At 60.8% G+C, this 26,793-nt stretch carries 28 protein-coding genes and 1 pseudogene; 18 read left to right on the top strand and 11 right to left on the bottom strand.

The window, feature by feature from the left end; translation table 11 throughout:
* Both ACJ8IL_RS09095 and ACJ8IL_RS09090 read right to left on the bottom strand, forming a co-directional pair.
* Positions 1-546 (bottom strand): annotated as a pseudogene (locus ACJ8IL_RS09095) (RNA polymerase sigma factor).
* A gap of 18 nt (positions 547-564) precedes the next feature.
* A complete protein-coding gene (locus tag ACJ8IL_RS09090; protein ID WP_197770346.1) occupies positions 565-1,098 on the bottom strand; it encodes a tetratricopeptide repeat protein in 534 nt (177 codons plus the stop codon).
* Between the two features lie 202 nt (positions 1,099-1,300).
* On the opposite strand from ACJ8IL_RS09090, the gene dusA reads away from it, so the two are divergent.
* Positions 1,301-2,311 (top strand): tRNA dihydrouridine(20/20a) synthase DusA, encoded by a 1,011-nt coding sequence (gene dusA, locus ACJ8IL_RS09085; protein ID WP_042785464.1) that lies wholly within the window; start codon positions 1,301-1,303, stop codon positions 2,309-2,311.
* Positions 2,312-2,468: 157 nt separating this feature from the next.
* Positions 2,469-2,687, top strand: a complete 219-nt coding sequence (pspG, locus tag ACJ8IL_RS09080) for an envelope stress response protein PspG (protein ID WP_025304448.1) — start codon at positions 2,469-2,471, stop codon at positions 2,685-2,687.
* A gap of 300 nt (positions 2,688-2,987) precedes the next feature.
* Here pspG and ACJ8IL_RS09075 read toward each other — a convergent pair whose 3' ends face one another.
* Entirely contained in the window at positions 2,988-3,971 is a 984-nt protein-coding gene (locus tag ACJ8IL_RS09075; protein WP_147823171.1) for a quinone oxidoreductase, read from the bottom strand.
* Positions 3,972-4,138: 167 nt separating this feature from the next.
* On the opposite strand from ACJ8IL_RS09075, the gene dnaB reads away from it, so the two are divergent.
* Complete coding sequence (dnaB, locus tag ACJ8IL_RS09070) at positions 4,139-5,563, top strand: replicative DNA helicase (protein WP_025160134.1); 1,425 nt, start codon at positions 4,139-4,141, stop codon at positions 5,561-5,563.
* Positions 5,564-5,580: 17 nt separating this feature from the next.
* Entirely contained in the window at positions 5,581-6,660 is a 1,080-nt protein-coding gene (alr, locus tag ACJ8IL_RS09065; protein ID WP_049204323.1) for an alanine racemase, read from the top strand.
* 44 nt (positions 6,661-6,704) lie between these two features.
* Here the strand turns inward: alr and ACJ8IL_RS09060 are convergent, their stop codons facing one another.
* Positions 6,705-7,472, bottom strand: coding sequence for a transporter substrate-binding domain-containing protein (locus tag ACJ8IL_RS09060; RefSeq protein WP_049204325.1), 768 nt, complete (start codon positions 7,470-7,472; stop codon positions 6,705-6,707).
* 215 nt (positions 7,473-7,687) lie between these two features.
* Here ACJ8IL_RS09060 and ACJ8IL_RS09055 point away from each other — a divergent pair, with 215 nt between their 5' ends.
* The 5 genes from ACJ8IL_RS09055 (at position 7,688) to maa (ending at position 11,043) form a co-directional block, all read left to right on the top strand.
* Positions 7,688-8,161, top strand: a complete 474-nt coding sequence (locus tag ACJ8IL_RS09055) for an Lrp/AsnC family transcriptional regulator (protein ID WP_025304444.1) — start codon at positions 7,688-7,690, stop codon at positions 8,159-8,161.
* A gap of 80 nt (positions 8,162-8,241) precedes the next feature.
* Positions 8,242-9,435 (top strand): amino acid aminotransferase, encoded by a 1,194-nt coding sequence (locus ACJ8IL_RS09050; protein ID WP_261127491.1) that lies wholly within the window; start codon positions 8,242-8,244, stop codon positions 9,433-9,435.
* Between the two features lie 126 nt (positions 9,436-9,561).
* Complete coding sequence (locus ACJ8IL_RS09045) at positions 9,562-9,978, top strand: secondary thiamine-phosphate synthase enzyme YjbQ (protein WP_004936779.1); 417 nt, start codon at positions 9,562-9,564, stop codon at positions 9,976-9,978.
* Between the two features lie 4 nt (positions 9,979-9,982).
* On the top strand, positions 9,983-10,336 hold the full coding sequence (locus ACJ8IL_RS09040; protein WP_025304442.1) for an MmcQ/YjbR family DNA-binding protein: 354 nt from the start codon (positions 9,983-9,985) through the stop codon (positions 10,334-10,336).
* Between the two features lie 149 nt (positions 10,337-10,485).
* Positions 10,486-11,043, top strand: a complete 558-nt coding sequence (maa, locus tag ACJ8IL_RS09035) for a maltose O-acetyltransferase (RefSeq protein WP_261127492.1) — start codon at positions 10,486-10,488, stop codon at positions 11,041-11,043.
* A gap of 32 nt (positions 11,044-11,075) precedes the next feature.
* Here maa and ACJ8IL_RS09030 read toward each other — a convergent pair whose 3' ends face one another.
* Positions 11,076-12,128 carry an NAD(P)-dependent alcohol dehydrogenase gene (locus ACJ8IL_RS09030; RefSeq protein WP_043139692.1) on the bottom strand — a complete coding sequence of 351 codons (1,053 nt, stop codon included), beginning with the start codon at positions 12,126-12,128 and terminating at the stop codon, positions 11,076-11,078.
* 228 nt (positions 12,129-12,356) lie between these two features.
* A complete protein-coding gene (gene uvrA, locus ACJ8IL_RS09025; protein WP_147823175.1) occupies positions 12,357-15,185 on the bottom strand; it encodes an excinuclease ABC subunit UvrA in 2,829 nt (942 codons plus the stop codon).
* A gap of 277 nt (positions 15,186-15,462) precedes the next feature.
* Between uvrA and ssb1 the strand changes: the two genes are divergently transcribed.
* A complete protein-coding gene (gene ssb1, locus ACJ8IL_RS09020) occupies positions 15,463-15,993 on the top strand; it encodes a single-stranded DNA-binding protein SSB1 (protein ID WP_004936793.1) in 531 nt (176 codons plus the stop codon).
* Positions 15,994-16,041: 48 nt separating this feature from the next.
* Here ssb1 and ACJ8IL_RS09015 read toward each other — a convergent pair whose 3' ends face one another.
* Positions 16,042-16,737 carry a class I SAM-dependent methyltransferase gene (locus ACJ8IL_RS09015; protein WP_060434750.1) on the bottom strand — a complete coding sequence of 232 codons (696 nt, stop codon included), beginning with the start codon at positions 16,735-16,737 and terminating at the stop codon, positions 16,042-16,044.
* A gap of 11 nt (positions 16,738-16,748) precedes the next feature.
* On the bottom strand, positions 16,749-17,129 hold the full coding sequence (locus ACJ8IL_RS09010; protein ID WP_060434695.1) for a hypothetical protein: 381 nt from the start codon (positions 17,127-17,129) through the stop codon (positions 16,749-16,751).
* A gap of 157 nt (positions 17,130-17,286) precedes the next feature.
* On the opposite strand from ACJ8IL_RS09010, the gene ACJ8IL_RS09005 reads away from it, so the two are divergent.
* Positions 17,287-17,763: an Rrf2 family transcriptional regulator gene (locus ACJ8IL_RS09005; protein ID WP_060434693.1), complete on the top strand. Its 477-nt coding sequence runs from the start codon at positions 17,287-17,289 to the stop codon at positions 17,761-17,763.
* A 48-nt stretch (positions 17,764-17,811) separates the two neighbouring features.
* Here ACJ8IL_RS09005 and ACJ8IL_RS09000 read toward each other — a convergent pair whose 3' ends face one another.
* Positions 17,812-18,561: a 3-oxoacyl-ACP reductase family protein gene (locus ACJ8IL_RS09000; protein ID WP_173889852.1), complete on the bottom strand. Its 750-nt coding sequence runs from the start codon at positions 18,559-18,561 to the stop codon at positions 17,812-17,814.
* Between the two features lie 149 nt (positions 18,562-18,710).
* Complete coding sequence (gene bhsA, locus ACJ8IL_RS08995; protein ID WP_442516507.1) at positions 18,711-18,980, bottom strand: multiple stress resistance protein BhsA; 270 nt, start codon at positions 18,978-18,980, stop codon at positions 18,711-18,713.
* Positions 18,981-19,175: 195 nt separating this feature from the next.
* Between bhsA and ACJ8IL_RS08990 the strand changes: the two genes are divergently transcribed.
* The 5 genes from ACJ8IL_RS08990 (at position 19,176) to ACJ8IL_RS08970 (ending at position 24,265) form a co-directional block, all read left to right on the top strand.
* The gene (locus ACJ8IL_RS08990) at positions 19,176-19,619 is read left to right on the top strand and encodes a lipocalin-like domain-containing protein (RefSeq protein WP_142591228.1); all 444 of its coding nucleotides are present in this window, start codon (positions 19,176-19,178) and stop codon (positions 19,617-19,619) included.
* Entirely contained in the window at positions 19,616-20,284 is a 669-nt protein-coding gene (locus ACJ8IL_RS08985; protein WP_025304433.1) for a glutathione S-transferase family protein, read from the top strand. Before ACJ8IL_RS08990 ends, ACJ8IL_RS08985 begins: the two co-directional genes overlap by 4 nt.
* A gap of 47 nt (positions 20,285-20,331) precedes the next feature.
* The gene (locus ACJ8IL_RS08980) at positions 20,332-20,739 is read left to right on the top strand and encodes a VOC family protein (RefSeq protein ID WP_025304432.1); all 408 of its coding nucleotides are present in this window, start codon (positions 20,332-20,334) and stop codon (positions 20,737-20,739) included.
* 317 nt (positions 20,740-21,056) lie between these two features.
* Complete coding sequence (locus ACJ8IL_RS08975; RefSeq protein WP_025304431.1) at positions 21,057-22,418, top strand: NCS2 family permease; 1,362 nt, start codon at positions 21,057-21,059, stop codon at positions 22,416-22,418.
* A 197-nt stretch (positions 22,419-22,615) separates the two neighbouring features.
* Positions 22,616-24,265, top strand: coding sequence for a Na+/H+ antiporter (locus ACJ8IL_RS08970; protein ID WP_141972316.1), 1,650 nt, complete (start codon positions 22,616-22,618; stop codon positions 24,263-24,265).
* A 75-nt stretch (positions 24,266-24,340) separates the two neighbouring features.
* Here ACJ8IL_RS08970 and ACJ8IL_RS08965 read toward each other — a convergent pair whose 3' ends face one another.
* A complete protein-coding gene (locus ACJ8IL_RS08965) occupies positions 24,341-25,228 on the bottom strand; it encodes a LysR family transcriptional regulator (RefSeq protein ID WP_141972318.1) in 888 nt (295 codons plus the stop codon).
* A gap of 140 nt (positions 25,229-25,368) precedes the next feature.
* On the opposite strand from ACJ8IL_RS08965, the gene ACJ8IL_RS08960 reads away from it, so the two are divergent.
* Together ACJ8IL_RS08960 and ACJ8IL_RS08955 are read left to right on the top strand one after the other, a co-directional pair.
* Positions 25,369-25,791, top strand: coding sequence for a CidA/LrgA family protein (locus ACJ8IL_RS08960; protein WP_004936830.1), 423 nt, complete (start codon positions 25,369-25,371; stop codon positions 25,789-25,791).
* Positions 25,784-26,473, top strand: coding sequence for an LrgB family protein (locus ACJ8IL_RS08955; RefSeq protein ID WP_004936833.1), 690 nt, complete (start codon positions 25,784-25,786; stop codon positions 26,471-26,473). Before ACJ8IL_RS08960 ends, ACJ8IL_RS08955 begins: the two co-directional genes overlap by 8 nt.
* Positions 26,474-26,793: the final 320 nt, after the last annotated feature.

Below are 26,793 nucleotides of genomic sequence, written 5' to 3'. Positions count from 1 at the left end.
TTATCGACGAGCAGGAGGCAAGGGGGGCGGGATGGCTCTCTTTGCGGTGCGGGCCGTCGTTTGCCAACGAGCGGTCATCGGCCAACGCCAAGCGTGCGGCCGCCAGGCGGCTCATGACGGTGCCGATTGGCACCGCCAGCACTTTCGCGGCCTCCCGATAGGATAGCCCTTCGATATACACCAGAAACAGCGCGTTGGCTGGGCCGTCGGCAGCCGGCTGACGCGCCGCATCACTTCATGGAGCCAGACCGGCTGTTCGCCGTTGTCCGCATCGCCCAGCTCTTCCGCCGCCATGCAGCCTTGCCCCTGGCGAAGATGTTGGGCGCGAACTTCATTGAGCCAGATGGAGTGCAGGATGGAAAACAGCCAGCGATCCAGGTGCGAACCGGGGGTGAATTGCGCGGCGCGCTCCAGCGCACGCAGGCAGGTGGCCTGCACCAGATCGTCGGCGACATCCCGCCGGTGCGAGAGCACCAGCGCATAGCGCCACAGGCGGGAGAGATAGTGGCCGAGTTCATCGCGTATCGCATCGCCGCTGATAGTCACCTCCGCAGGCGCGTCGGATCAAGATTCCGGGTGGCGGTCGATGGCCGCCGCCAAATCGCGGTACTCCTCGCATTTGGTGCCGCACAGCGACTGGATCACCTGCAGCTGCTGGCGCGCCAGATCGGGTCGGCCTTTCAGCATGTAGGCTTCCCCCAGGTACTCGCGCACTTTAGGGTATTTCGGATCGAGGGCTACTGATTTTAAATAATAGCCGATACCCTCATCGGTGCGGCCAAGTTTGCGCGTGGCGTAGCCGCGATAGTTCAGCGCAACGGCGGTGTTGGGATCTTTCAGCGTGTTGAGCATATCGAGCGCTTCCTGATAGCGGCCGCTTTTCGCCAGCGCATAGGCGTAGTGAGTGCGGTCGACGTCGTCGACCTTGCCGCTTTTATCCACCATGCAGGTCTGAGTTTTGCTGTCGTAGACCTGGCCTTTCGGGCAGGTCGGCGGGGTTTGGCTGCTGCCGTCGCCGCCCATCGCCAGCGCCGCGCCGGAAAACAGCAGGCAGCCGGCAATGGCCGATGCCAGCAGGCGTTTAATGAAGCTGTTCATGGTTGTGTCCTCAAGGCAGAGGCGCCGTGCGCGCCCGTAATGAGATAACACCTGAACGAGTGGGTTTATTCGCCTTGTCTCCGCTTATTTTTGCCGGCGGCAAGCGGGTTTTCCCAACGGCGCCGATTGTCGTTATAATAGCCGTTTGCGGCCGCGCGCCGTTCGTTGAACCCAGACAGACTCAGGTAGCCAGTAACTCAGCATGACGAAAGACAACCACGCCCCAACCTACGCCGCCAATCGTTTCTCCATCGCGCCGATGCTCGACTGGACCGATCGTCATTGCCGTTACTTCCACCGCCTGCTGACCAAGGAAACGCTGCTGTACACCGAAATGGTGACCACCGGCGCGATCATCCACGGCAAGGGCGACTATCTGGCCTACAGCGAAGAAGAGCATCCGGTGGCGCTGCAGCTGGGCGGCAGCGATCCGGCCGCGCTGGCGCACTGCGCCAAACTGGCGGAGCAGCGCGGTTATGACGAGATTAACCTCAACGTCGGCTGCCCGTCCGATCGCGTGCAAAACGGCATGTTCGGCGCCTGTCTGATGGGCCAGGCGGCGCTGGTCGCCGACTGCATCAAGGCAATGCGCGACGTCGTATCGATACCGGTGACGGTGAAGACCCGCATCGGCATCGACGATCAGGACAGCTACGCCTTCCTGTGCGACTTTATCCAGACCGTCGCCGGGCGCGGCGAGTGCGACATGTTCACCATCCACGCGCGCAAAGCCTGGCTCTCCGGCCTCAGCCCGAAAGAGAACCGCGAAGTGCCGCCGCTGGACTACCCGCGCGTTTATCAGCTGAAGCGGGATTTCCCGGCGCTGACCATCGCCATTAACGGCGGGGTGAAAACGCTGGAAGAGGCGCGGCAGCATCTGCAGCATCTGGACGGTGTGATGATGGGGCGCGAGGCGTATCAGAATCCGGGTATCCTGGCGCGGGTCGACAGCGAACTGTTCGGCGCGCAGACCGCGGTGCCGGACAGCGTGGCGATCGTCGAAGCGCTGTATCCGTATATCGAGCGCGAGCTGTCCAACGGCACCTATCTCGGCCACATCACCCGTCACATCCTCGGTTTGTTCCAGGGCGTGCCGGGCGCGCGCCAGTGGCGTCGCCACCTGAGCGAGAACGCCCACAAGCCGGGCGCCGATGCGCGGGTGGTGGAGCAGGCGCTGGCGCTGGTGCGTCAGCCGCGCGTCGAAATGGCGTAACCCGCAAAAAATTTGACCAATAGTTAGTGTTTTTCGCCAGGCATTCGGTACGTTACCGGATGCCTGTTCTATTTTTTCAATAGGTTAGCCCTTCCGCCATTCTGGCACGCTTCTTGTAATCCACTCTGCAGATACGTTGTATTGCAAAGGAGCAATCATGTTGGAAATCTTCTTTCTCATTGGCTTTGTGGTGATGCTGATGGTGACCGGCATCTCGCTGCTGGGGATCTTCGCCGCGTTGTTGGTGGCGGCGGCGTTCATGCTGTTGGGCGGGTTGTTCGCGGTGGTGATTAAGCTGCTGCCGTGGCTGATTTTGGCGGTGGTCGGGGTATGGATTTACCGGTCGATGCAGAAACCGCAGGCCAGGCGTTACTGATTTTTTGCTGAATAATCAGTCAGTCGCGATGAAACTTGCATAACTGCCCGCCACGCTAATGCGGCAGCGATCACAGCTTGGCAGTTTTACCCGGCGATGTGGCACATAAAGCGTGTTTTTTGCCGCACGGGGCTGTTAGGATGTGGGTCGATGCAGTGATGCGACCGATTTCATCACCGTGAGAGACAATCAAAATTCGTGTTGCTGAAGCAACCCCCTGTCTCTGGCGGACTCTGCTCTACCCCTACAAAACGCAGTAACAGAAAGGGCTCCGTAAGGAGCCCTTTTCTTTTGCCGCTATCAGGGGATCAGCAGGCTGGAGCCACTGGTGCTGCGGCTTTCCAGCACCTGGTGTGCCCGCTGGGCGTCGGCCAGCGCGAATTTCTGCTCGTCTTTCACCTCCACCCGAATGGCGCCGCTGCCGATCAGCGAGAACAGCTCGTTGCTGGCGTACTGCAGCTCGGCGCGGTTGGTGATGTAGCCGTTGAGGGAAGGGCGGGTGACGTACAGCGAGCCCTTCTGATTCAGCAGCGCCAGATCGACGCCGGTCACCGGGCCGGAGGCGTTGCCGAAGCTGACCATCAGGCCGCGCCGTTTCAGGCTGTTGAGCGAGGCCTGCCAGGTGCTTTGCCCCACCGAATCGTACACCACGCCGACCTTCTCGCCGTGCGTCAGTTCTGCCACCCGCTGGGCGATATCCTCTTTATGGTAGTTGATGGTGGCCCAGGCGCCGGCCTGCTTCGCCAGCGCCGCCTTCTCGTCGGAACCGACGCTGCCGATCAGGCGCGCGCCCAGCGCTTTGGCCCATTGGCAGGCGATAAGCCCAACCCCACCGGCGGCGGCATGGAACAGGAACACTTCACCCGGCTGCACGTCGTGGGTCTGGCGCAGCAGATAGTGCACCGTCAGCCCTTTGAGGAAAGAAGCGGCGCCTTGCTCAAAGCTCAGGTTGTGCGGCAGCAGCGCCACTTTCTCTTCCGGCACGTTGTGGATCTCGCTGTAGGCGCCGAGCGACGACTGCGCATACACCACCCGGTCGCCCGGTTTGATCGCGCTGACGCCGGCGCCAACCTTGACCACCACGCCGGCCGCCTCGGTGCCGAGGCCGCTCGGCAGGCTCGCCGGCGCGTACAGCCCGCTGCGCACATAGGTGTCGATGTAGTTGATGCCGATCGCTTTGTTCTCGACCTGCACTTCGCCGGCGGCGGGATCGAGCGGTGTAAAATCAACGTATTGCAAGACTTCCGGCCCGCCGGTGGCGGAGAATTGAATGCGCTTGGCCATATCGTTACCTCGTTTGGGTGTCTGATTTCACCCTATTCTTTTTAGTATCGGAGATCCAGTTCACCCGTGCGGGATTCAATACCTTTTTTGCATCGGTTATGACGCAAAAATCACGTATACTCTCGCGTCAAGATCCTTCATTCGCAACCGGATAAAGACTACGTTTCATGGCAGGAAAAAAACCAACCAACAAAACAAACGCGGACGAAACCAGAGAGCGTTCCAGAGATCGTCAGATGGAAGGGCTGAAGATGCCGCCGCACTCGCTGGAGGCCGAGCAGTCGGTGTTGGGCGGTTTGATGCTGGATAACGAGCGCTGGGACAACGTGGCGGAGCGCGTGGTCGCCAACGACTTCTTCAGCCGCCCACATCGCCTGATCTTTACCGAGATGCAGCGTCTGCTGGAGATGAGCAAGCCTATCGACCTCATCACCCTGTCCGAATCGCTCGAGCAGAAGGGTGAACTGGACTCGGTCGGCGGCTTCGCCTACCTGGCCGAGCTGTCGAAAAACACCCCGAGCGCCGCCAACATCGGCGCCTACGCCGACATCGTGCGCGAGCGCGCGGTGGTGCGCGAAATGATCTCGGTGGCTAACGAAATCGCCGACGCCGGCTACGATCCGCAGGGGCGCAGCAGCGAAGACCTGCTCGATCTGGCGGAATCCCGCGTATTCCAAATCGCCGAGAACCGCGCCAGCAAAGACGAAGGCCCGAAGGGCATCGAACGCATCCTGGAAGACACCGTATCGCGCATCGAACAGCTGTATCAGCAGCCGCACGACGGCGTGACCGGGGTCGATACCGGCTATCAGGACCTCAACAAGAAAACCGCGGGCATGCAAAAGTCCGATCTGATCATCGTCGCCGCCCGTCCATCGATGGGGAAAACCACCTTCGCCATGAACCTGTGCGAAAACGCCGCGATGACCCAGGAAAAACCGGTGCTGATCTTCAGCCTGGAGATGCCCGGCGAGCAGATCATGATGCGTATGCTGGCGTCGCTGTCGCGCGTGGATCAGACGCGCATCCGTACCGGCCAGCTCGACGACGAGGACTGGGCGCGCATTTCCAGCACCATGGGTATCCTGCTGGAGAAGCGCAACATGTACATCGACGATTCCTCCGGCCTGACGCCGACCGAAGTGCGCTCGCGCGCGCGGCGCATTTTCCGCGAGCACGACGGGCTTAGCCTGATCATGATCGACTACCTGCAGCTGATGCGCGTGCCGGCCCTGTCCGACAACCGTACGCTGGAGATCGCCGAGATTTCGCGCTCGCTGAAGGCGCTGGCGAAAGAGCTGCAGGTGCCGGTGGTGGCGCTGTCGCAGCTGAACCGAAGCCTGGAGCAGCGCGCCGACAAACGCCCGGTTAACTCCGACCTGCGTGAATCCGGCTCTATCGAGCAGGACGCCGACCTGATTATGTTCATCTATCGTGATGAGGTGTATCACGAGAACAGCGATCTGAAAGGGATCGCGGAAATTATTATCGGTAAGCAGCGTAACGGCCCGATCGGTACCGTGCGCCTTACCTTTAACGGCCAGTGGTCGCGTTTCGACAACTACGCGGGGCCACAATACGATGACGAATAATCAGCTAAGGAACTGAAATGAAAGCGGCAACCGCTGTAATCGACCGCCGCGCTCTGCGACATAATCTGCAACAGGTGCGCCGCCAGGCGCCACAAAGCCGCCTGATTGCCGTTGTGAAAGCAAACGCTTATGGACATGGCCTGCTGGAAACAGCACACACCCTGCAAGACGCCGACTGCTACGGCGTGGCGCGCATCGACGAGGCGCTGATGCTGCGTTCCGGCGGCATCGTCAAACCGATCCTGCTGCTGGAAGGCTTCTTCAGTGCCGAAGATCTGCCGGTGCTGGTGGCGAACAACATCGAAACCGCGGTGCACTGCATCGAACAGCTCGAAGCGCTGGAGCAGGCCGAGCTGGCGCGCCCGGTGCCGGTGTGGATGAAGCTCGATACCGGCATGCATCGGCTGGGGGTGCGCCCCGAACACGCGGAGGCGTTTTATCAGCGCCTGTGCGCCTGCCGCAACGTGGCGCAGCCGGTCAATATCATGAGCCACTTCAGCCGCGCCGATGAACCGGAGTCCGACACCACGTTGAAACAGATCGCCTGCTTTGAGCAGTTCGCGCGCGGTAAACCGGGCCAGCGCTCGGTCGCCGCCTCCGGTGGCACGCTGCTGTGGCCGGACGCCCACAACGAGTGGGTGCGCCCCGGCATCATTCTGTACGGCGTGTCGCCGCTGGATAACGGCAGCGGCGCCGAGCATGGTCTGCAGCCGGCGATGACCCTGAAATCCAGCCTGATCGCGGTGCGCGAGCACAAGGCCGGCGAAGCGGTCGGCTACGGCGGCACCTGGGTCAGCCCGCGCGATACCCGGCTGGGCGTGGTGGCGATGGGATACGGCGACGGTTACCCGCGCAGCGCGCCGACCGGTACGCCAATCCTGATCAACGGCCGCGAAGTGCCGATCGTCGGCCGGGTGTCGATGGACATGATTTCGGTCGATCTCGGGCCGGACGCCGCCGATAAGGTGGGGGATGAAGCGGTGCTGTGGGGCCAGGCGCTGCCGGTCGAACGCATCGCCGCCTGCACCGGCATCAGCGCTTACGAACTGATCACCAAGCTCACGCAGCGTGTGGCGATGGAATACATCGGCGACTGATGCGCCGCAGGGGCCGACGCGCGTCGGCCCCGTTTCTCAGCGGGTTACTTCTTTACCGCCAACCACTTGTCGATAACCTTCTGATACTCGCCGGTCGCCTTGGCCAGGTGCAGCCACTGATCCACATACAGTTTCCAGCTCAGATCGTCGCGCGGCAGCATGTAAGCCTTCTCGCCGTACTGCATCGGTTTGGTCGGATTCACCGCGCACAGCTTCGGATAGCGCTTCTGCTGGTACAGCGCCTCGGAGGCGTCGGTGATCATCACGTCCGCCTTGCGATCCACCAGCTGCTGGAAAATGCTCATGTTGTCGTGCGTCAGCGTGAGTTTGGCCTTCGGCAGATAGGCGTGCACGAAGGCTTCGTTGGTGCCGCCCGCCGGTTCCAACAGACGCACCGACGGCTTGTTGATCTGTTCGATAGTGCGGTATTTCTTCACGTCGGTGCAGCGCACCAGCGGGATTTTGCCGTCGGTATCCAGCTTGTCAGCGAAGAACACCTGTTTTTGCCGCTCCAGCGTGACGGAGATGCCGCCCATCGCGATGTCGCACTTGCCGGAGGCGAAGTCCGGCGTCAGGGTTTTCCAGCTGGTTTTCACCCACTTCACGTTGGCGCCCAGGCTCTTGGCCAGCGATTGCGCCATGTCGATGTCGATGCCTTCATAGCTGCCGTCTTCCTTGAGGAAGGTATAGGGTTTGTAGTCGCCGGTGGTGCAGACCTCCAGGGTCTTTTGCTGCAGCACTTTGTCCAGGTGGGATTGCGCGCTGGCGCTGCCGGCGGCGAGCAGCAGCGCGAGGGGGAGTAGCTTTTTCATCTGGCGTCCTTTTTATACATTCGTGGTTTTATGCGTTACTTCGCCGTTAATTGTCGTTTGTCTGCATGAGTTAGCCGTTTTTTATGCCGCTTACCGGCGAAAACGCCGGGCGTTGCTGCTGTACGCGATTCAAGCGCCAGGGTGTGACGTCGGCAACGGTAAAAAAACTGGTAGGCTGTAACGTCAACATTTATTAACACAGTTTACAGGTGGCTATGTACAACATTGACGATTTTGATATGAAAATCCTGACGCTGTTACAGGCCAACGGCCGTCTGACCAATCAGGAGCTGAGCGAGCTGGTCGGGCTCTCGGCCTCCCAATGTTCGCGGCGGCGCATCAGCCTGGAGCAGGCGCAGCTGATCCGCGGCTACCACGCGCGGCTGGCGCCGGAGGCGGTCGGCCTGGGGCTGGTGGGGCTGATTGAAGTCAGCCTGATCACGCACGCGCAGGAGCAGATCGACAGCTTTCATCAGATGCTGGAGGACGTGGACGCGATCCTTGACGCTTACAAGACCACCGGCGACGCCGATTACCTGCTGAAAGTGGCGGTGGCTGACCTGCCGGCGCTGAGCGAATTCATCAGCCAGACGCTGTCGCCGCACAAAAGCGTGGCGCATATCAAAACGGCGGTGGTGCTCAATCGCATCAAGGAAAACGGTTTGTTGCCGGTGACGCGAGAAAGCTGAAACCGAATGCGCTTTTCCGTCTATATTAGGAACGTAACGCTGTGCCTAAACCACAATAAATAAACCAGGAGAAAAACCCCGTGTTCCAGAACGTTGACGCCTATGCCGGCGATCCCATTCTGTCGCTGATGGAAAAATTCAAACAAGACCCGCGCGCGCACAAGGTGAACCTGAGTATCGGCCTGTACTACGATGCGCAGGGCATCATCCCCCAGATGCGGGCGGTCGCCGCGGCGCAAGCGCAGTTGAACAGCGTCGAGCACGGCGCCTCGGTATACCTGCCGATGGAAGGGCTGCAACCCTATCGTTCCGCCATCCAGCAGCTGCTGTTCGGCGCGCAGCATCCGATGCTGCAGCAGGGGCGCATCGCCACCATTCAGACCGTCGGTGGTTCCGGCGCGTTGAAAGTGGGCGCCGACTTCCTGAAAAGCTACTTCCCGGATTCGCAGGTGTGGGTCAGCGATCCGACCTGGGAAAACCACGTCGCCATCTTCAGCGGCGCCGGTTTCAAGGTGAATACCTATCCGTATTTCGACAGCGAAAGCCTGGGCGTGAAGTTCGACGCCATGCTCGCTGCGCTGAAACAGCTGCCGAAGCACAGCATCGCGCTGCTGCATCCGTGCTGCCACAACCCGACCGGTTCCGACCTGACCCCTGCCCAGTGGGATGAGGTGGTCAATGTGATCGCCGAGCGTGAAATCATTCCGTTCCTCGATATCGCCTATCAGGGTTTCGGCGGCGGCATGGAGCAAGACGCCTACGCCATTCGCGCCATCGCGGCGGCCGGCCTGCCGTGCCTGGTGAGCAACTCGTTCTCGAAGATCTTCTCGCTGTACGGCGAGCGCGTCGGCGGCCTGTCGGTGGTGTGCGAAAGCGAAGAGGCGGCCGGGCGCGTGCTGGGCCAACTGAAGGCCACCGTGCGCCGCAACTACTCGAGCCCGCCGAACTTCGGCGCGCAGCTGGTGGCCAAGGTGCTGAACGACGCCCAGCTGAAAACCCAGTGGCTGGACGAAGTGGAGAGCATGCGCACCCGTATTCTCGAGATGCGTCACGTGCTGGTGGACACCCTGAAGAGCGCGCTGCCGCAGCGCAACTTCGATTACCTGCTGGCTCAGCGCGGCATGTTCAGCTACACCGGCTTCAGCGCGGCGCAGGTCGATCGTCTGCGTGAAGAGTTCGGCGTCTATCTGATCCATAGCGGCCGCATGTGCGTGGCCGGCCTGAACCACAACAATGTGCGTCAGGTGGCCGAGGCGTTTGCCGCGGTGCAGTAACGCCTGTTAGTCTGAACGGACGTTCATCGGGGAGCGATAGCGATATCGCTCCTTTTTTATTGCCGGCGCGCCGCCGAAGTTGCCGCAAACCGGAGAGAGAATATACTGATTGAGGGGCGCTCACTCATGTGGCATCAGCAAACGCTAATCCTCAGCGCAAAAGCGCGTGGCTTTCATCTGGTTACCGACGAGATCGTCAACCAGTTAACCCACTTACACCGCCTGCAAACCGGCCTGCTGCATCTGTTGCTGCAGCATACCTCGGCCTCGCTGACGCTCAACGAGAACTGCGATCCCACGGTGCGAGCCGATATGGAGCAGCATTTCCTGCGCCAGGTGCCGGAAAACGCACCCTATCAACATGACTACGAAGGGCCGGACGACATGCCGGCGCACATCAAATCCTCGCTGCTGGGCGCTTCCTTGACGCTGCCCGTCAGGCACGGGCGGCTGATGTTGGGCACATGGCAGGGCATCTGGCTGGGGGAGCACCGCATCCACGGCGGAGCACGCCGTATTGTGGCCACATTACAGGGGGAATAACCCAATGAATAACAGCGCATTGCTGGAGTACTGCATGGCGAAGCCGGGCGCGGAGCAGAGCGACCAGAACCAGTGGCAGGCCAGCCAGATCAAGGTGGGCGACGTGATGTTCGCGATGGTGTGCGAGGTCGAAGGGCGGCCGGCGCTGGCAATCAAGTCCAGCCCGGAGCTGGCGGAAAGCCTGCGCGAGCACCACCCGGAGATCGTCGCCTGCGACGGCCTGAACAAGGCGCACTGGAATACGGTGTTTCTCGACGGCAACCTGCCGAACTCGCAGTTTTATACGCTGATCGACAGCTCCTATCAGCTGGTGGTGGAAGGCCTGCCCGAACACGTGCGCCAGGAACTGCGCGCCTGATAGCCGGGCGGCGGCGCCCGTTTTTCTCCTGTTTTCCCGTGTTAAATCGTGATCGCGGTTTTAAATTGGGAACGTTCCCTTTTTGTCGCCAGGCAAAAGCGGCTACGCTTGGGCATTCAAGAAACGCGGATAAGATTAAGGAGGCCGACATGGCCATCAGCGAAGAAAAGCGCAAGATGATCGCCGGGGAACTGTACGACGCCGGCGATGACCTGCTGCGCAGCGAACGTCGGCGCGCGCGCCAGTTGACGCATCGCTATAACCACTCCTCGCCGGAAGAGGGTGAGCTGCGCAAACAGTGGCTGGGTGAGCTGCTGGGCGGCTATCAGGGCGGCACCATCGAGCCGACCTTCCGCTGCGACTACGGGTATAACATCTATCTCGGCAAGAACTTCTACGCCAATTTCGACTGCGTGATCCTCGACGTGTGCGAGGTGCATATCGGCGACAACTGCCTGCTGGCACCGGGCGTGCATATTTACACCGCGACCCATCCGCTGGACGCTGAGACCCGCGTCGGCGGCGCGGAGTTCGGCAAGCCGGTCAAGATTGGCAACAACGTGTGGATCGGCGGGCGTGCGGTGATCAATCCGGGCGTGACCATCGGCGATAATGCGGTCGTGGCCTCCGGCGCGGTAGTGACCAAAGACGTGCCGGCCAACTGCGTGGTGGGCGGCAATCCGGCCAGGGTCATCAAGCAGCTATAAAAAAAACGGGCGCCGCCGGGCGCCCGCCGTCATCAGGCTCGCAGCGAGTCGATATCCACCACGAAGCGGTACTTCACGTCGCTTTTCAGCATGCGCTCATAGGCCTCATTAATTTGCTGCATCGGGATCAGCTCGATATCGGACGTGATGCCGTGTTGGCCGCAGAAGTCCAGCATCTCTTGCGTTTCCGCGATGCCACCGATCAGCGAACCGGCGATGCGGCGGCGCTTCATGATCAGGTTGAACACCTGCGGCGACGGATGATCGTGCTCCGGCGCGCCGACCAGCGTCAGGGTGCCGTCGCGGCGCAGCAAGTTGAGGAACGGGTTCAGATCGTGCTGAGCCGCTACCGTGTTGAGGATGAAGTCGAAGCTATTAACGTGCTGCGCCATCTCATCCGGGTTGCGCGAAATCACCACTTCATGGGCGCCGAGGCGCTTGGCGTCTTCGATTTTCGACGGCGAGGTGGTGAACAGCACCACGTGCGCGCCCATCGCCCGCGCCAGTTTGACGCCCATGTGCCCCAGCCCGCCGAGGCCGACGATGCCGACCTTTTTGCCTGGCCCCGCACCCCACTGGCGCAGCGGCGAATAGGTGGTGATGCCGGCGCACAGCAGCGGCGCGACCCCGGCCGGATCGAGGTTTTCCGGCACGCGCAGCACGAAGTCCTGATCCACCACCAGATTGGTGGAGTAGCCGCCGTAGGTTACGGCGCCGGTCTGGCGATCCTGGCCGTTATAGGTGCCGGTAAAGCCGTTCTCGCAATACTGTTCCAGCCCCTCATCGCAGCTCGGGCAGCTGCGGCAGGAATCCACCATGCAACCGACGCCGACCAGATCGCCGACCCGGTAACGCGAGACATGGCCGCCGACGGCGCTGACGCGCCCGACGATTTCATGGCCTGGTACCACCGGGTAAATCGTATTGCTCCATTCGTTGCGAGCCTGATGCAGGTCCGAATGGCAGACACCGCAGAACAACACCTGAATTTGCACATCGTGGTCGCGCAGGGCGCGCGGTGGGTAATCGAAAGGCACCAGCGCAGACTTCGCATCATGCGCGGCATAGGCATGGGTAATGTTCATGGTCGCTCCAGTTATCAATGTAGGGGGACAACGCTTGGCCGGCAGCGGAGTGCCGGTAAGATGCGGCCTGAATCAGACAGGGCGGCCGCCGAGGGAACATTGATGATAAAAGCGGTGAGTGCGGAGGGAAATGCCTGAAAATGTCGAAATCTTGCCCGTTTCTGTTTGATTGCAATGAAACGGGTCAGCGTGCGGGTCGCCTGAACGACGGCCCGCACGTTGGCGATATTACTTGTTCAACAGCGGTTTCAGGAAGCGCGCGGTGTGCGATTTCTCACACTCGGCCACGGTTTCCGGCGTGCCGGCGACCAGGATCTCGCCGCCGCCGCTGCCGCCTTCCGGCCCCAGATCGACGATCCAGTCGGCGGTCTTGATCACGTCCAGGTTATGCTCGATGACCACGATGGTATTGCCCTGATCGCGCAGCTGATGCAGCACCGCCAACAGTTGTTGGATATCGGCGAAGTGCAGGCCGGTAGTCGGTTCGTCGAGGATATACAGCGTCTGGCCGGTGCCGCGTTTCGACAGCTCGCGCGCCAGCTTGACGCGCTGCGCCTCCCCGCCGGAGAGCGTGGTGGCCGACTGGCCGAGGCGGATGTAGGACAGGCCGACATCCATCAGGGTTTGCAGCTTGCGCGCCAGCGCCGGCACCGCGTCGAAGAACTCACGCGCTTCTTCGATGGTCATCTCCAGCACTTCGTGGATGCTCTTGCCCTTGTACTTCACTTCCAGCGTTTCGCGGTTATAACGCTTGCCCTTGCACTGGTCGCACGGCACGTAGATGTCCGGCAAGAAGTGCATTTCGACCTTGATCACCCCGTCGCCCTGGCAGGCTTCACAGCGCCCACCCTTGACGTTGAAGCTGAAGCGGCCCGGCGTATAACCGCGGCTGCGCGATTCCGGCACGCCGGCGAACAGCTCGCGCACCGGGGTGAAGATACCGGTGTAGGTGGCCGGGTTGGAGCGTGGCGTACGGCCGATCGGGCTCTGATCGATGTCGATCACCTTGTCGAAATGTTCCAGGCCGGTCACTTCGCGGAACGGCGCCGGCTCGGCGATGGTGGCGCCGTTAAGCTGGCGCTGGGCGATCGGGAACAGCGTATCGTTGATCAGCGTCGATTTGCCGGAGCCGGACACGCCGGTGATGCAGGTAAACAGACCGACCGGCAGCGTCAGCGTCACGTCCTTCAGGTTGTTGCCGCGCGCGCCGCTCAGCTTCAACACTTTGGTCGGATCGGCCGGCACACGCTGCGCGGGAATGGCGATCTCGCGCTTGCCGCTGAGGAACTGGCCGGTCAGCGATTCCGGCTGCGCCATGATGTCGTCGACGGTGCCTTCTGCCACCACCTGGCCGCCGTGCACGCCGGCGCCGGGGCCGATGTCGATCACGTGGTCGGCGGCGCGGATGGCGTCTTCGTCATGCTCCACCACGATCACTGTGTTGCCGAGGTTGCGCAGGTGGATCAGCGTTTCCAGCAGGCGTTCGTTATCGCGCTGGTGCAGGCCGATCGACGGCTCATCCAGCACGTACATCACGCCCACCAGGCCGGCGCCAATCTGGCTGGCCAAACGAATACGCTGCGCTTCACCGCCGGAGAGCGTTTCCGCCGAACGGGACAACGACAGGTAGTTCAGGCCGACGTTCACCAGGAATTTCAGGCGATCGCCGATCTCTTTCAGCACTTTCTCGGCGATCTTGGCGCGCTGGCCGCTGAGCTTCATGTTCTGGAAGAAGGTCATCGCATGGCCGATGCTCAGATCGGAGATTTCCGGCAGCGTGGTGTCTTCGACGAACACGTTGCGCGCTTCTTCACGCAGACGGGTGCCGTGACACGAGGCGCAAGGGCGGTTGCTGATGAACTTCGCCAGCTCTTCGCGCACCGCGCTGGATTCGGTCTCTTTATAGCGGCGCTCCATGTTGTGCAGCACGCCTTCGAACGGATGGCGGCGCACGGTGGTGTCACCGCGATCGTTGATGTATTTGAATTCGATCGACTCTTTGCCAGAGCCGCTCAGCACCGCCTTCTGTACGTCGGCGCTCAGGGTGTTGAACGGCGCTTCGACGTCGAACTCATAGTGCTCCGCCAGTGAACGCAGCATCTGGAAATAGTAGAAGTTGCGGCGATCCCAGCCGCGGATCGCGCCGCCGGCCAGCGACAGCTCGGGGTTTTGCACCACGCGCTCCGGATCGAAGAACTGCTGCACGCCCAGGCCATCGCAGGTCGGGCAGGCACCGGCCGGGTTGTTGAAGGAAAACAGGCGCGGTTCCAGCTCGCGCATGCTGTAGCCGCAGATCGGGCAGGCGAAGTTGGCGGAGAACAGCAACTCGTCCGCTTTTTCGTCGTCCATGTCCGCCACCACCGCGGTGCCGCCGGACAGCTCCAGCGCAGTTTCGAACGATTCGGCCAGGCGTTGCGCCATGTCGTCGCGCACCTTGAAGCGATCGACCACCACTTCGATGGTGTGTTTTTTCTGCAGCTCCAGCTTCGGCGGATCGGACAGATCGCACACTTCACCGTCGATGCGCGCGCGGATATAGCCTTGGGCGGCCAGGTTTTCCAGCGTTTTGGTGTGCTCGCCCTTGCGATCTTTCACTACCGGCGCCAGCAGCATCAGGCGCTTGCCTTCCGGCTGGCTCAGCACGTTATCGACCATTTGGCTGACGGTTTGCGCCGCCAGCGGCACATGGTGATCCGGGCAGCGTGGCTCGCCGACGCGGGCGAACAGCAGGCGCAGGTAGTCGTGGATCTCGGTGATGGTGCCGACCGTGGACCGCGGGTTGTGCGAGGTGGATTTCTGCTCGATGGAGATCGCCGGCGACAGGCCTTCAATATGGTCGACGTCCGGTTTTTCCATCAGCGACAGGAACTGGCGCGCATAGGCGGAGAGTGATTCGACATAGCGCCGCTGCCCTTCGGCGTACAGCGTATCGAAAGCCAGCGAAGACTTGCCGGAACCGGACAGGCCGGTGACGACGATCAGTTTGTCACGCGGGATGATCAGGTTGATGTTTTTCAGATTATGGGTTCGAGCACCACGAACTTCGATATTGTCCATTTACACTTCCCGTCTTGATGATACACCGCGCCTGTCGCGATTTTTGCGGGGGATTTTGTGATGGATCTCGCAAAAAACCGGCACAGCCAGGTCGAAACGCATAATTATGACACAAAAAAACCTGAATGAATATCCAGTATGAGAATGCAACAAGGTCGATCGAAAAGACAATTCTGGAATGCAATTCGCACTTATCAACACGGGTGTGGTTTCGTACTCAGCGTGGTAAACTGACGCGTTTATACTGTGTAGAAATCAATCATCGGGAGAAGTGCTCATGGCCAGCAGAGGCGTAAACAAAGTAATTCTGGTCGGGAATCTGGGTCAGGATCCAGAAGTCCGTTACATGCCGAACGGCGGCGCAGTGGCCAACATTACCCTGGCGACCTCCGAAAGCTGGCGTGACAAGGCGACCGGCGAACAGAAAGAAAAGACCGAGTGGCACCGCGTCGTGCTGTTCGGCAAACTGGCCGAAGTGGCGGGCGAATACCTGCGTAAAGGCTCTCAGGTCTACATCGAAGGCTCCCTGCAGACGCGTAAATGGCAGGATCAGAGCGGCCAGGATCGCTACACCACCGAGATCGTGGTTAACGTTGGCGGTACCATGCAGATGCTGGGCGGCCGTCAGGGCGGCGGCGCACCGGCCGGTCAATCTGCCGGCGGCCAGGGCGGTTGGGGCCAGCCTCAGCAGCCACAGGGCGGCAACCAGTTCAGCGGCGGCCAGCAGCAGTCTCGCCCGGCGCAGAACAGCGCTCCGGCGACCAGCAACGAACCGCCAATGGATTTCGACGACGATATTCCGTTCTAAGGTTCGCCTGGAAAAGATCGCGAAAAACCCCGCTTAGGCGGGGTTTTTTTATGCCGATTTACGGGCCGTCCAAGCGTGGATCAGCAACGACTGGAAGAAACGCTGCGGCGGAGAAAATCCGGCTTCGGCGATCAACCGTTCGGTGCGTTCCGGCGGCAGCAGCAACAGCCGTTGCTGCAACTGGGCTCGGAGCTCAACCGGCGTGCGCGGAGTTTGACCGTCAAGAGACTGCATGGCGGCCCAGCTGGCCAGGTGCTGGTCAAAATCCGCCGCCGTCGTATCACCGGAAATTTCCGCAATCACCACCCGGCCTGCGGTATTTAACCGTGACGCCATATGGCGATAGAGGTCGCCACGCGCGTCATCGAGAATAAAATGGGTCACTAGCAGACACAGTACGGCGTCGTAATCTGGCACGCTCGGCAGATCCTGCAGATAGCCCTCCACCAACGTGCAGCGTTCGCCAATCTCCGCCTGCCGTAGCTTGGCAGCGCACACCGCCAGCATGTCGGCGGAAGGATCCACGCCGGTGAAACGCCAGCTCGGGTTCTGGCGGGCCAAATGGATCATCTCGGTACCGGTTCCTACGCCAACACACAGGATGTGAGCATTGACGGGCAAATCCTTCAATAGCAGCACAATCAAAAAGTGAAGATTGTCACTAATCGTATTGAAGCGCGCGTTGCCGGCGTCATACCGGCGGGAGAATTCGCCGTTGAAAATGTCATTGGTGTTCTGGTTCATGCGCGGCCTCATCACTGCTCATGCGAATTCAACATGTGCTGCGCCTCGTGTTTCATCACATGAGTGCGCACAGCCGCCTGAAATACTTTAAACAGCAGGCCGTTGATAAAGGTGGTGACGGTGAGCACGATGAAGGCGGTCATCACCCAATCGATCGGGCCGATGCCGCTGTGCAACAGCGCCGGGCGGTAAACCAGCATTCCTGCAATCACCACCCAGTGGCTCATGCAGTAAAAGCATTGGAACAAATGGCCCAGCAGGGCATTTTTGCGCGCCGCCCAGGCCCGCAGCGCCGTGAAGAGTTCGGTTTGTGTCAGGGTCATGGAAATACTGGCCGACGCCAGCGCGATCATCAGGCATACCGAGAGATCTGAAGCCGATACGGGAGTCATCATTATTCCTTACGAGGTCATGGTGCAATGGGTTTTCAGCGCCCAAGAGAACGCCGGTTATTTCATGTAACCTATAAAAGCACGTGATATTCGCCGTTGTCAATCTTTCGTATCATTGTAAGATACGAGAATATGCTGAGCTGAAAGGAAGATGGGAATGCGTCAGGACAACAAGCTTTCGCGCATGCTGCACGTGTTACTGCATATGGCGCGCCACAAGGGGGTTTACACCTCGGAACAGATCGCCGCGATGCTGGGCACCAACAGCGCCGTCGTCAGACGCACCTTGGCCGGCCTGCGTGATGCCGGTTTCGTTGCGTCGGAAAAGGGCCATCACGGAGGGTGGCGTATCGCCGACGATCTGCGGAACATCAGCCTGCTCGATATCTACCGGGCGGTGGGCGTTAAGCAGTTGTTCGCCATCGGCGGTGGGGAACAGCATCCGGAATGTGCGGTGGAGGCGGCGGTAAATCAGGCGCTGGGCAACGTGCTGGATGAGGCCGAGCAGGCGCTGCTGGCGCGCTTTGCCGAAATCACCCTGGAGGATCTGAAGGATCGCTTTGACCGCCATTTCCCTGTGGGGACGAACGAAAGCGCGGTGGTCTGCATTGACGGCGACGGTACCGAAGCGTAATTCGCCATTAAAAAAGCCCCTTGCGGGGCTTTTTGCATCGAAGAATGGTTACGCCGAGAAGCCGCCGTCTATGCTCAGGCTGGCGCCGGTGATGTAACCCGCCTGCGGGCCGGCGAGGTAGGCGACGAAGCTGGCGATCTCTTCATCTTTGCCGTAGCGGCCGATCGCCATCAGCTGCTTGAGTTGATCGGCGAATTCGCCGGCGTCCGGGTTCATCTCGGTGTCTACCGGGCCGGGCTGCACGTTATTGACGGTGATGCCGCGCGGGCCGAGATCGCGCGCCATGCCTTTGGTCAGGCCGATCAGTGCCGATTTGCTCATCGCATACACCGCCGCGCCGCCGAACGGCACGCGCTCGGCGTTGGTGCTGCCGATGTGGATGATGCGCCCGCCCTCATTCATGTGGCGCGCCGCTTCCTGGCTGGCGACGAACACGCTGCGCACGTTGACCGCTAGCATGCGATCCAGATCGTCCAGCGCCAGCGCTTCGGTGCCGCCCAGTGTAAACACCCCGGCGTTGTTCACCAGAATATCCAGGTTGCCGAAGTGGCTGACGGCCTGACGCACCGCCTGCTGCAGCGCCGCCGCATCGGCGCTGTCGGCCCTGATGGCGAGGGCTTTGCCGCCGGCGGCGGTAACGGCGCTTGCCACCGCTTCGGCGCGATCGGCCGAGGCGGCGTAGGTAAAGGCGACCGCGGCCCCTTCACTCGCCAACCGTTTCACGATGGCGGCGCCGATGCCGCGTGAGCCGCCCTGGACGAATGCGACTTTGCCTTGCAGAGGATGTGCTGTGGTCATGTTATTTCTCCAAAGTGGGTGAGGGTAAGGCGTTATTCTCAGTATCGGTGAAATGTCCGGCGGCCACTGTTCACAAAGAGCTTTGCCTGCCCACAACGAGAAAAGCCCCTTGCGGGGCTTCTTTCTTCCGTCGGTTGGCTGTTCGACGATCAGTTGAAGATTTCTGCGGTGCCGTACAGTTTGTTCTGGCCGCCGGCGGCGACGATGCGGTAGGAACTGGCGCCCGACGCGGCGGCTTTGCTGGCCAGTTCGCTTTCCAGCGCGCTCAGGTTGGTGGCGCCGCTAACGGAGACTACGCCGATTTTTTGGGCGTCTGCAGCGGGTTGGCTGGAAGGCAGGTCAGCGGCGAAGGTAGCGAAAGAAGCGAAAGAAGCGGTAGCCAGCAGCGCAGCGGTAGCAAAAATTTTGACGTTTTTCATGATGTGTTCCTCAGAGTATTTGTTAGGTGAGAGCCCGTTGCCTCTCGATGTGTTAAATAGTAGTGCACCGGGTGTGAATAAAAAATCGGAGAGTTTTGAGTATCTCTGTCAAATAAACTGATTGTTTTTCACCCGCTGGCGCGCGGTAAAAATCGCCACTACCCTTTACAGAGGATCTTTAACCGGAGAAGCGTAATGACGGTAAACGCGTTTATCGGCAGCTGGGCGCTGGTGTCGTCGGTGTTCAAAAACCAGAACGGCGAGCTGAATTACCCGCTGGGCGAGCAGGTGTTGGGGCGCATCCACTATGAGGCCAACGGCACGATGGCGGCGCAGCTGTATAGCGCCGTGCGGCCGCGTTTCGCCGCCGACGATTTGACGCAGGGGTCTGAGCGGGAGATCCGCGCCGCCTTCATCAATATGATTTGCTACTTCGGCCACTATCAGGTGGAGGAAAGCGAACAGCGGGTGGTGCATCAGGTCGAAGGCTGTTCGTTCCCCAATTGGGTAGGCAGCCGTCAGGTGCGTTTTTACGCTTTCAGCGGCGATCGGCTGACGTTGCGCACGGTGCCCTTGCAGCTCGGCAACGGCGTGCAGGTTGGCGAACTGGTGTGGCAGCGGACAGGGGCTTCGTCATGATCATTGTTCATCATCTCAACCACTCGCGATCGCAGCGCATTCTGTGGTTTTTGGAAGAGCTGGGCGTGCCCTATCAGGTGCAACGCTACGAGCGCGATCCGCAGACCCTGCTGGCGCCGGCGGCGCTGAAAAAGATCCATCCGCTGGGCAAATCGCCGGTGATCGTCGACGGCGATCTGACGCTGGCGGAATCCGGCGCCATCATCGAATACTTGCAGGAAGCCTATGACGCGCAGGGCATGTTCATGCCGACCGACTTCCACGCGCGCCAGCAGTATCGCTATTGGCTGCACTACGCCGAAGGATCGCTGATGCCGCTGTTGGTGATGAAGCTGGTGTTCAGCCGCCTTGGCCAGCCGCCGATCCCCTGGCTGCTGCGGCCGGTGGCCGGCGCGATCGGCAAGGGCGTGCAGCGCGAATACCTCGACAAACAGATCGCGCCGCACTGCGAATACCTCGAACAGCACCTGAACAAGGGCAGCTGGTTTGTCGGCAACGATTTCAGCGCGGCGGATATTCAGATGAGCTTTCCGCTGGAGGCGATGGCGGCGCGCGGCGCGTTGGACAATTGCCCGAAACTGCGCGGCTTCCTGCAGCGCATTCATGCCCGGCCCGCCTACCAGCGGGCATTGGAGCAGGGCGGCCCTTACGACCTGCTGAGTTAAGCGGATGGGCTATACTCGATGGGGTCATTCTTCATCGGAGGTAGCCCATGGCTACGCAAATCTTCGTTAACCTACCCGTACGCGATCTGCCCGCCTCGATGGCGTTTTTCACCCACCTGGGGTTCGCTTTCAACCCGCAATTTACCGACGATACCGCCGCGTGCATGGTGGTCAGCGACACGATTTACGTGATGCTGCTGACCCATGACAAATTCAGGATGTTTACCCCGAACCCGATCGGCGACGCCAAACAGGCCACCGAGGTGCTGGTGTGCCTGTCGCAACCCAGCCGGGCGGCGGTGGACGAACTGGTGCGCAAGGCGATCGCCGGCGGCGGCAACACTTATCATCAGCCACGCGACTACGGCATGATGTACGGCCATGGCTTTCAGGACCTGGACGGCCATATCTGGGAATTGATGTATATGGATCCCGCTGCGGTACAGGCGCAATAATCTCGCCGGGGCGTCCGTCGCCCCGGTTTTATCGTGCAGACGCCATTCCCGCCACTTTCTGCATAAATTGCCGCGATCTTTAGTTGATTAGACGCCATGGAAGGCAGGATAATCGTTTGCCTTGAATAAACCACCATAAATTACCCGTACCGCGCGCTGCGAGTTAAACGTTTGCCTTGGTGCGCATTGCCGTTGGCGATGCGACGGAAGGGCAAGGAAGCGGAACGTGACGTAAACGATTACGTGGCGATCGGGCGCGGGCGAGATGACAGGCCTGCTGTGACGGGCCGATTAATGAAACACAGGGGAAGTAACCTATGTCGAACTCTCAAGCGAACCACGCCGCAAAACCAACCGGCGGGCTTGATGGCTATTTTAAAATTTCCGCGCGCGGCAGCAGCGTGCGACAGGAAGTGGTGGCGGGGCTGACCACCTTCCTGGCGATGGTGTACTCGGTGATCGTGGTGCCGAGCATGCTGGGCAAAGCGGGCTTCCCGCCGGCGGCGGTGTTTGTCTCTACCTGCCTGGTGGCCGGGCTGGGCTCGCTGCTGATGGGGCTGTGGGCTAACCTGCCGATGGCCATCGGCTGTGCGATCTCATTGACCGCTTTCACCGCCTTCAGCCTGGTGCTGGGTCAGCACATCAGCATTCCGGTGGCGCTGGGCGCGGTGTTCGTGATGGGCGTGCTGTTTACCGTCATCTCGGTCACCGGCATCCGCGCCTGGATCCTGCGTAACCTGCCGATGGGCGTGGCGCACGGCACCGGCATCGGCATCGGTCTGTTCCTGCTGCTGATCGCCGCCAACGGTGTCGGCCTGGTGGTGAAGAACCCGCTGGATGGCCTGCCGGTGGCGCTTGGCGCCTTCACCTCCTTCCCGGTGGTGATGACGCTGGTCGGCCTGGCGGTGATCTTCGGCCTGGAGAAGCTGCGCGTGCCCGGCGGCATTCTGCTGGTGATCATCGCCATTTCCATCATCGGCCTGATCGTCGATCCGGCGGTGAAATACCAAGGGCTGTTCGCCATGCCGAGCCTGGCGGACGCTGACGGCAAATCGTTGATCTTCAGCCTGGATATCATGGGCGCGTTGCAGCCGGTGGTGTTGCCGAGCGTGCTGGCGCTGGTGATGACTGCGGTGTTCGACGCCACCGGCACCATCCGCGCGGTGGCCGGGCAGGCCAACCTGCTGGATAAAGACGGGCAGATCATCAACGGCGGCAAGGCGCTGACCTCGGATTCCCTGAGCAGCATCTTCTCCGGCCTGGTGGGCGCCGCGCCCGCCGCGGTCTACATCGAGTCCGCTGCCGGCACCGCCGCGGGCGGCAAAACCGGCCTGACCGCCACCGTGGTCGGCATCCTGTTCCTGCTGATCCTGTTCCTGTCGCCGCTGGCCTATCTGGTGCCGGTCTACGCCACCGCGCCGGCGCTGATGTACGTCGGCCTGCTGATGCTGAGCAACGTCACCAAGCTGGACTTCAACGACTTCGTCGACGCAATGGCCGGCCTGCTGTGCGCGGTGTTCATCGTGCTGACCTGCAACATCGTCACCGGCATCATGCTGGGCTTCAGCTCGCTGGTCATCGGCCGCATCTTCTCCGGCGAATGGCGCAAGTTGAACATCGGCACCGTGCTGATCGCCGTGGCGCTGGTGGCGTTCTACGCCGGCGGCTGGGCGATTTAAGCCTCTTGGGTTTCCCTCGCCCATCGGGCGGGGGAGCCTGTGACGGCAATTCCCTTCTTAAGATAAGTCTTCTTCTGCTCTGCACCGCGTTTTGAAAGGCACAACAAGCTTTAACGGCTGTAAAAAAAGTGATCTACTATCGGGACCAACGCAGGCCCTGAGCCGATGTCGTCTGAATCGTAGAGTCTAAGGAAAGCATGGAAATCTTTTTTACAATCCTCATTTTGATCCTGGTGGTCTCCCTGTCCGGGGTGGTGACGCGCATGTTGCCGTTCCAGGTGCCGCTGCCGCTGATGCAAATCGCCATCGGGGCCCTGTTGGCCTGGCCGCATTTCGGGCTGCACGTCGACTTTGATCCCGAACTGTTCCTGGTGCTGTTCATCCCGCCGCTGCTGTTCGCCGACGGCTGGAAAACGCCGACGCGCGAGTTCCTGCATCACGGGCGTGAAATTCTCGGCCTGGCGCTGGTGCTGGTGCTGATCACCGTGGTCGGCGTCGGTTATCTGATCTACGCCATGGTGCCGGGCATTCCGCTGGTGGCGGCCTTCGCGCTGGCGGCGGTGCTGTCGCCGACCGATGCCGTGGCGCTGTCCGGCATCGTCGGCAAAGGGCGGATTCCCAAGCCGATCATGGGCGTGCTCGAGGGCGAGGCGCTGATGAACGACGCGTCCGGCCTGGTATCGCTCAAGTTCGCCATCGCGGTGGCGATGGGCACCATGGTGTTCACCGTGGGCGGCGCGACCCTTGAATTCCTCAAAGTGGCGATCGGCGGCCTGTTGGCCGGCGTGGCGGTCACCTGGACCTACAGTAAATCGCTGCGGGTGATGAGCCGCTGGAGCGGCGACGATCCGGCGACCCAGATCGTGTTCCTGCTGCTGCTGCCGTTCGCTTCTTACCTGATTGCCGAACACATCGGCGTCTCCGGCATCCTGGCGGCGGTGGCGGCGGGGATGACCATCAGCCAATCCGGCGTGATCCGCAACGCGCCGCTGGCGATGCGTCTGCGCGCCAACAGCGTATGGGCGATGCTGGAGTTCGTGTTCAACGGCATGGTGTTCATCATGTTGGGCCTGCAGCTGCCGGGCATTCTTGAAACCTCTATCCTGCAGGCGGAGCTGGATCCGACCATCCAGACCTGGTACCTGTTCGCGGACGTGGCCACTATTTACGCCGCGCTGCTGGTGCTGCGTTTCACCTGGCTGTGGATAATGAAGAAGACCAGCAACCGCTTTATGAAAAAGCGCCCGCTGCAGTTCGGCGATTACAGCACGCGTGAGCTGTGGGTAGCGTCGTTCGCCGGGGTGCGCGGGGCGATAACCCTGGCCGGCGTGCTGTCGATACCGCTGTTGCTGAGTGACGGCACCGCCTTCCCGGCGCGCTATCAGCTGGTGTTTATCGCCGCCGGGGTGATCCTGCTGTCGCTGATCGTCGGCGTGCTGGCGTTGCCGCTGCTGCTGCGCGGCGTGCAGGTGGCCGACAAGAGCGCCAGCAAGCAGGAAGAGCGCATGGCGATCGCCATGGCGGCCGAGGTGGCGATCGAAAGCGTGAATAAAATGGAAGAGCGCCTGGTTGCCGATACCGAAGAAAACCTCGACCCGCAGGTGTTGAAAGAGGTCAGCTCGCGGGTGACGGGCATGCTGCGGCGGCGCATCGCGTCAAAAGACGATATCGAGAATGCGTTGGCGATGGAAAACCTCGAGCGGCGTTTCCGCCTGACGGCGCTGCGCGCCGAGCGCGGCGAGCTGTACCATCTGCGCGCCACGCAGAAAATCAGCAACGAGACGCTGCAAAAACTGCTGCACGATCTCGACCTGCTCGAAGCGCTGTTGATCGAGCGCGAAGGCTAAACCTCAGAGGAGGAATTAACGTTTTCCTCTTTATACCTGTTCTGAAGGGCCGCCTGTGCGGCCCTTGTTTTTTGGCTACTTGAGCGGCGGCCAGTAGTCACGGCAGCAGGCGATCCAAGCCTGCGCGCTGTGCGACAGGTAGCTGCCCTGGCGCCAGATCAGCCCGATTTTCCACTCCATGCGCGGCTCCAGCGGCAGCCAGACCAGGTTTTCCTTGTCCAGCCAGCGGCAGACCGGCTCCGGCAGCATGGCGATGCCCACGCCGGCCTGCACCATCGAGGCGAGGAAATCCCACTGGCCGCTGCGCACCGCGATTTGCGGTTCAAAACCGGCCTGGCGAAACGCCTTCATCAGCATCTTGTACAGCGCAAAGTCTTCGTTATAAATCAGGATCGGGCTGTCGGCCAATTCGGTGATATTGATGCTGGTGCGGTTGAGCCACTGCGGCGTGCGCGGTGCCACCACGCACATCGGATGGCCCAGCAGCGGCAGAAAGGTCAGCGGCTGTTCCGAATCGAAGGGTAACACCGTCATCGCCAGATCCAGTTCGCCGGACATCACCGCCTGTTCGACCGACAGCCCGCCCAGCTCGGAAATCTTCAATTCGATGCCGGGGTAGGTTTGGCGAAAGCGGCGGATCAAATCGGCGATCTGCCTGCCCACCATGGGCGGAATGCCCAGCCGCAGCACGCCCTTTTTCACCGAGCTGATGTCTTCCAGCTCCGCCTCCAGTTGCCGGAATTCGTCGAGGATCGTCAGGCCGCGCTGATACACCGCCTGGCCGCTGTCGGTCAGGCGCAGCTTGCGGCCTTCGCGGATCAGCAGCGTGCACTCCAGCTCTTCCTCCAGATGCCGCAGCATCTTGCTGATGGTGGGCTGGGTGACGAACAGTTTTTCCGCGGCGCGGGTGAAGCTTTGCTGGCGCACCACTTCAACGAAGTAGCGCAGGGTGCGGACATCCACGTTAGGGTTCTCCTTGGGGACGCTACCGGCGGGAAACTATTCCCGGACGGCATGATGTTGATAATTTTAATTCATTTCAGGCGTGGTTTCCCGGCTGCGTATACTGTAGGCCGTTAATTTATTGTTTGAGGTCATTTTTCATGTCTCTGGCGTTACGCCGCGTTGCCCCCTCCCTGCTGACCCGCCTGCAGGTGCCGATTCAGGTGGCGTTGTATGCGGCGCTGTTCCTGATCGCCGATCGCCTGGTGCAACAATTCCACCTGCCGCTCCCCGCCAATATCGTCGGCATGCTGATGCTGCTGGCGCTGATCCTGCTGCGCATTCTGCCGCTGAGCTGGGTCAAGGCCGGCTCCCGCTGGCTGCTGGCGGAAATGCTGCTGTTCTTCGTGCCGGCGGTGGTGGCGGTGGTCAACTATGCCCAGTTGCTGATGGTCGAGGGCTGGAAGATCTTTCTGGTGATCGCGGTCAGCACCATGCTGACGCTGGGCGCCACCGGGCTGGTGGTGGACAGGGTGTATCGGCTGGAGATTTGGCTGCAGCGACGGAAGCAGCGCCATGAATGATTTTATCCTTAGCCTGGCCTGTTTTCTGGCGACGCTGGCGCTGTACTTCGCCAACAAGAAGCTGTATCGCCGCCGCCGCACGTTACTGCTGATGCCGTTGGTACTGACGCCGATGATCCTGGTGCTGCTGCTGGTGGTCACCCACATCTCCTATCAGGACTATATCGGTGAAACCCACTGGCTGCTGTGGCTGCTGGGGCCGGCAACCATCGCTTTCGCGGTACCGGTGTATGAGAACCTGCATATCATCCGCCGCCACTGGCTGTCGCTGACCGCCGGCGTAACGACGGCGGTGCTGGTAGCGGTATACAGCTCGGTATGGCTGGCGCGCCTGCTGACGCTGCCGGAAGAGGTGCAGCGCAGCCTGGCGGTGCGTTCGATCACTACGCCGTTCGCGCTGGAGGCCGCCAAACAGATGGGCGGGCAACCGGACCTGGTGGCGCTGTTCGTGGTGATCACCGGGGTATTCGGCATGGCGGTAGGCGATATTCTGTTTCTGCGGTTGGCGGTGCGTAGCCGCCTGGCCAAGGGGGCCGGATTTGGCGCATCGTCGCACGGCGCCGGCACCGCTCGCGCTTATGAGTTGGGGCCACAGGAAGGCGTGGTGTCGAGCCTGGTGATGATGCTGGCCGGCATTATCACGGTGGTGGCCGCGCCGTTGATCGGTCGGCTGATGTGGTAAGACCTCTCGGGGCGGGCTCTGCCGCCCCATTTTTGGGAACGGTGCCGTTGATGGACGCCAGAAAAAACGAAGAAATTTTTCAGCATAATTTTTCCCATCGTTATAACAAAAAACGATAGATGCGCCGCAGGCAAAATCGCCGCCCATTTTAAATGACAATGAATTAATTAATAGGTAAATTATTTTTATTGAAACAATAAAGTATAACTTATTGATATGGAGAGGCTCTTATCGTAAGTATTGTTGCACATTAACTGTGGTGAATAATACAAAAGAATATGAATTTCTCTCTAATTATATCGGATTAATACAAGAGGAAT

This window comes from Serratia sp. CY47444 (assembly GCF_052168635.1).
Lineage (GTDB): Bacteria > Pseudomonadota > Gammaproteobacteria > Enterobacterales > Enterobacteriaceae > Serratia > Serratia bockelmannii.
The sequence above is the reverse complement of the archived record's forward strand: the minus strand, read 5'-3'. Positions and strand labels throughout refer to the sequence as shown.

Excerpts from the sequence above, each read along its gene's own strand:
- ACJ8IL_RS08955 (WP_004936833.1), top strand. The coding sequence starts at position 25,784 with ATGAATGATTTTATCCTTAGCCTGGCCTGTTTTCTGGCGACGCTGGCG.
- ACJ8IL_RS08970 (WP_141972316.1), top strand. The coding sequence starts at position 22,616 with ATGGAAATCTTTTTTACAATCCTCATTTTGATCCTGGTGGTCTCCCTG.
- ACJ8IL_RS08975 (WP_025304431.1), top strand. The coding sequence starts at position 21,057 with ATGTCGAACTCTCAAGCGAACCACGCCGCAAAACCAACCGGCGGGCTT.
- ACJ8IL_RS08980 (WP_025304432.1), top strand. The coding sequence starts at position 20,332 with ATGGCTACGCAAATCTTCGTTAACCTACCCGTACGCGATCTGCCCGCC.
- ACJ8IL_RS09060 (WP_049204325.1), bottom strand. The coding sequence starts at position 7,472 with ATGAAAAAGCTACTCCCCCTCGCGCTGCTGCTCGCCGCCGGCAGCGCC.
- dusA (WP_042785464.1), top strand. The coding sequence starts at position 1,301 with ATGACGAAAGACAACCACGCCCCAACCTACGCCGCCAATCGTTTCTCC.
- ACJ8IL_RS09090 (WP_197770346.1), bottom strand. The coding sequence starts at position 1,098 with ATGAACAGCTTCATTAAACGCCTGCTGGCATCGGCCATTGCCGGCTGC.
- pspG (WP_025304448.1), top strand. The coding sequence starts at position 2,469 with ATGTTGGAAATCTTCTTTCTCATTGGCTTTGTGGTGATGCTGATGGTG.
- dnaB (WP_025160134.1), top strand. The coding sequence starts at position 4,139 with ATGGCAGGAAAAAAACCAACCAACAAAACAAACGCGGACGAAACCAGA.
- bhsA (WP_442516507.1), bottom strand. The coding sequence starts at position 18,980 with ATGAAAAACGTCAAAATTTTTGCTACCGCTGCGCTGCTGGCTACCGCT.
- ssb1 (WP_004936793.1), top strand. The coding sequence starts at position 15,463 with ATGGCCAGCAGAGGCGTAAACAAAGTAATTCTGGTCGGGAATCTGGGT.
- ACJ8IL_RS09030 (WP_043139692.1), bottom strand. The coding sequence starts at position 12,128 with ATGAACATTACCCATGCCTATGCCGCGCATGATGCGAAGTCTGCGCTG.
- ACJ8IL_RS09040 (WP_025304442.1), top strand. The coding sequence starts at position 9,983 with ATGAATAACAGCGCATTGCTGGAGTACTGCATGGCGAAGCCGGGCGCG.
- maa (WP_261127492.1), top strand. The coding sequence starts at position 10,486 with ATGGCCATCAGCGAAGAAAAGCGCAAGATGATCGCCGGGGAACTGTAC.
- ACJ8IL_RS09075 (WP_147823171.1), bottom strand. The coding sequence starts at position 3,971 with ATGGCCAAGCGCATTCAATTCTCCGCCACCGGCGGGCCGGAAGTCTTG.
- ACJ8IL_RS09055 (WP_025304444.1), top strand. The coding sequence starts at position 7,688 with ATGTACAACATTGACGATTTTGATATGAAAATCCTGACGCTGTTACAG.
- alr (WP_049204323.1), top strand. The coding sequence starts at position 5,581 with ATGAAAGCGGCAACCGCTGTAATCGACCGCCGCGCTCTGCGACATAAT.
- ACJ8IL_RS08990 (WP_142591228.1), top strand. The coding sequence starts at position 19,176 with ATGACGGTAAACGCGTTTATCGGCAGCTGGGCGCTGGTGTCGTCGGTG.
- ACJ8IL_RS09000 (WP_173889852.1), bottom strand. The coding sequence starts at position 18,561 with ATGACCACAGCACATCCTCTGCAAGGCAAAGTCGCATTCGTCCAGGGC.
- ACJ8IL_RS08985 (WP_025304433.1), top strand. The coding sequence starts at position 19,616 with ATGATCATTGTTCATCATCTCAACCACTCGCGATCGCAGCGCATTCTG.
- ACJ8IL_RS09010 (WP_060434695.1), bottom strand. The coding sequence starts at position 17,129 with ATGACTCCCGTATCGGCTTCAGATCTCTCGGTATGCCTGATGATCGCG.
- ACJ8IL_RS09015 (WP_060434750.1), bottom strand. The coding sequence starts at position 16,737 with ATGAACCAGAACACCAATGACATTTTCAACGGCGAATTCTCCCGCCGG.
- ACJ8IL_RS08960 (WP_004936830.1), top strand. The coding sequence starts at position 25,369 with ATGTCTCTGGCGTTACGCCGCGTTGCCCCCTCCCTGCTGACCCGCCTG.
- ACJ8IL_RS09045 (WP_004936779.1), top strand. The coding sequence starts at position 9,562 with ATGTGGCATCAGCAAACGCTAATCCTCAGCGCAAAAGCGCGTGGCTTT.
- uvrA (WP_147823175.1), bottom strand. The coding sequence starts at position 15,185 with ATGGACAATATCGAAGTTCGTGGTGCTCGAACCCATAATCTGAAAAAC.
- ACJ8IL_RS09005 (WP_060434693.1), top strand. The coding sequence starts at position 17,287 with ATGCGTCAGGACAACAAGCTTTCGCGCATGCTGCACGTGTTACTGCAT.